4 protein-coding genes are annotated in these 2777 nt (G+C 74.2%); all 4 read left to right on the plus strand.

The window, feature by feature from the left end:
- Nucleotides 1-871 (plus strand): MarR family transcriptional regulator (locus tag ACLQ24_RS29210; protein WP_425894959.1); only part of this gene is annotated, 871 nt, incomplete at its 5' end.
- Nucleotides 872-965: 94 nt separating this feature from the next.
- A complete protein-coding gene (locus tag ACLQ24_RS29215; protein WP_425894960.1) occupies nucleotides 966-1613 on the plus strand; it encodes a diguanylate cyclase domain-containing protein in 648 nt (215 codons plus the stop codon).
- Between the two features lie 139 nt (nucleotides 1614-1752).
- Entirely contained in the window at nucleotides 1753-2226 is a 474-nt protein-coding gene (locus ACLQ24_RS29220) for a hypothetical protein (RefSeq protein ID WP_374536208.1), read from the plus strand.
- A 195-nt stretch (nucleotides 2227-2421) separates the two neighbouring features.
- Nucleotides 2422-2777, plus strand: a 356-nt coding sequence (locus tag ACLQ24_RS29225) for a hypothetical protein (RefSeq protein WP_425894961.1), incomplete at its 3' end; no start/stop codon positions are given.

Raw genomic sequence — 2777 nt, forward strand, 5'->3', positions numbered from 1 at the left:
CACCGAAGCCGGCCTCGGCTACTCCACCACCACCCCGAAACTGCGCACCCTGGAAACCGCGGGACTGGCCGAGCCCACCCGAAGCGACACCGGACGCAGCCTGTGGCGGCTGACCGACACCGGCCGCTCTCACGCCGAACAGTGCGGCGGTCACGGCCAGCCCGCACCGGAGCCCGCCACCCGCGACACCGACACCGCCGCAGAACACGGGCCGCGCGGCGACGACACGCAGGACAGCGAAGAGACCGCCGGGCAGGACCACGGCCAGCGGCCAGCCGCCGAGGTTCCCGCCGATAGGCAGCCGGACGCCATTCAGGAGTCGACATCGCCGGCTCCTGGTGGTGTCGAGGCGGCACCCGACGAGGCCGCTGAAGCCGAGGACACCGAAACCCACGACGGCGACGATGACGACCGCTCGACTGCCGAACCCGAGGCACGGGTCGCGACCGACGACACCGACCCGGCCACCGGAACGACGCCCGCAGCGAACGAAGCGGACGCCGGACCGGCCACACCGGACTGTCCCCGTGCTGGCGGGGCCATCGACAGCACCACGGGCGACCCCGCCACGGAAGTACCCGCCGCACCGCCGGCCACGGAGGCGGCGGGCGAGGCGGCACAGGCCCGTACCCGGCGAGCGTCGGGCACCCTGCGCGGCGCGATCCTCGACATCCTCGAGGCCAACCCCGGCCAGCAGTACAAGGTCAGCGAACTGTGCAAGCTCGTCGACCGGGCCAACGAGGGAACCGGCGCGAAGAAGGCCAGCGCGGGCGCGGTCCACAACGCCGCCGTGAAACTCGTCGCGACCGGGCGGGCAGTGCTGGCCGCCGAGAAGCCCGCGACGTTCGCTCTCGCCGACACCACCGCCTGAACGACCCCGCCAGCCGGTAGCCCGGAGGCGGGCGTCGAACTTCCCGGAACCACGCCCGCCCCCGGTGCTCCTTACTGCACAAGGAGCTCTCGAAGTGTCTCCCATCCTGACCTCGATCGTCACCGCCACCGGTGGAATCCTCGCCGGTCTCGCCCTCGCCGCAGCGCTGCTGTGGCGCCAACAGCAGGCACTGACCCGCGCCCGCCACGCCGCCGACCACGACGACACCACCGGCCTGCCCAACCGGCGAGCACTGCTCGCCGCCCTCACCCGCGCCACCCGCACAGATGCCCCGTTCGGGCTCGTCCTGCTCGACCTCGACGGCTTCAAAGCCGTCAACGACACCCTCGGCCACGAAGCCGGCAACGACGTCCTCACCGAGGTCGGCCGACGGCTGGCAACCCTGCGCGGGCCGGTACGGCTCGCCGCGCGGCTGTCCGGCGACGAGTTCGCCCTGCTGGTCGACGGCGGCCCCGACGACATCGCCGCCGCCGCCCGCGCCGCCTGGCGGGCGGTCGGCCGCCACCCCGTCGACCTCGGCGAGCACGCCGTGGCCGTGCACGCCAGCGTCGGGCACACCAGCGCCGCCCTCGGCGTCAGCCCGCGCACCCTGCTACGCCAGGCCGACATCGCCATGTACCAGGCCAAACAAACCGGAGCCGGGGTCCACGGAGCCACCGCCACCACCGGCCACACCGGACCGCCGCCGGGCACCCGCCTACGGGAGTTGCGCCGCCGCTGACCGCTCACGGACACACCAAGAGGACCTCGCGCCCGCCGACGTGCGCGAGGTCCTCAGCATGCCCCGCTTCCCTCCGCCCAGCCCTGCTTTCCCCGTTCTCGGCGACGGTCGCCGAGACCCGTTAAGGAGCGCATCCGCCATGAGCAGCCCCCACACGTACGCCATCGGTGACCGAGTGACCATCGACCCGGCGGTGGCCCGCGCCAGCACCCGGGGCGTCACCTACCGCGTCACCCGGCTGCTGCCGGTCAACGTCGTCGTCGAACCCGTCGACGGCGGCCGACCGGTGAAGGTCAACCCCACCTACCTGCGGCCCGCCCCCGCAGCGGACACCACCACCAGCGGTAGCACCACCAGCGCTAGCACCGGCGGCGAGTGGACCATGATCCACGAAGCGCCGCTGCATCCGGGCACCCTCGTCACCGTCGCCGGCGCGGGCTGGAAGCAGCCTCCGGGCGAGCTGTACGTGGTGCTGCGCGACACCGGGACCGGCCGCGTCTCCCTCGTGCCGCTCGGCGGCAACAACGGCCGCTACTGGCGCGGCGTCTCCCGCCACCTGCTCACCACCGTCGACCCCACCCGCGTACGCCTCGATCCCGAGCAGACCACCTGAGCAGCGACCCCACGCTGCCGTGCCGGGCGGGCAACGTCCTGCCCGCCCGACACGACTTGACCTTCACCAAGAGATGAGCGTCGATCAGCGCTGGTCGTCGTCCGTCGTCCGGACATCAGCACTCCCAAGGGCCCCGACGCGAGTCGGGCGGCGACCGCGCATGCCCGCGATCCGCCGACCGAAGGGCCACCCGCCATGGCACACCCCGCACAGCCCAAGGGCCGCAACCGGCGTCCCAGCGACCGCACCGCCGCACCGGACGACGTCACCGACAGGCTCCTGTGGGCCCTCGCGGTCGACGTCGCCGCCGCCCACCAACCCGGACCCGACGGCGCCTGCACGAACCTGCAGTGCCGCGGGCAGCAGGGCCCCTGCTGGGCGCTGCACACCGCCCGCCGCGCCGAACAACACGCCCGCCGCGCCCCTGCCACCCTCGCCCCGGCGCCCCCACCGCCGTCGCCGCGCCCGGTCGGCGTCGTACGGGGACGCGCCCCCGTGCCCGCCCCGCCGCGCCGCTTCACCGGCTGGTTCACCCCCGCCCGCCCGCCGGC

The organism is Micromonospora sp. DT4, assembly GCF_049841675.1.
GTDB lineage: Bacteria > Actinomycetota > Actinomycetes > Mycobacteriales > Micromonosporaceae > Micromonospora.

Excerpts from the sequence above, each read along its gene's own strand:
- ACLQ24_RS29220 (WP_374536208.1), top strand. The coding sequence starts at position 1,753 with ATGAGCAGCCCCCACACGTACGCCATCGGTGACCGAGTGACCATCGAC.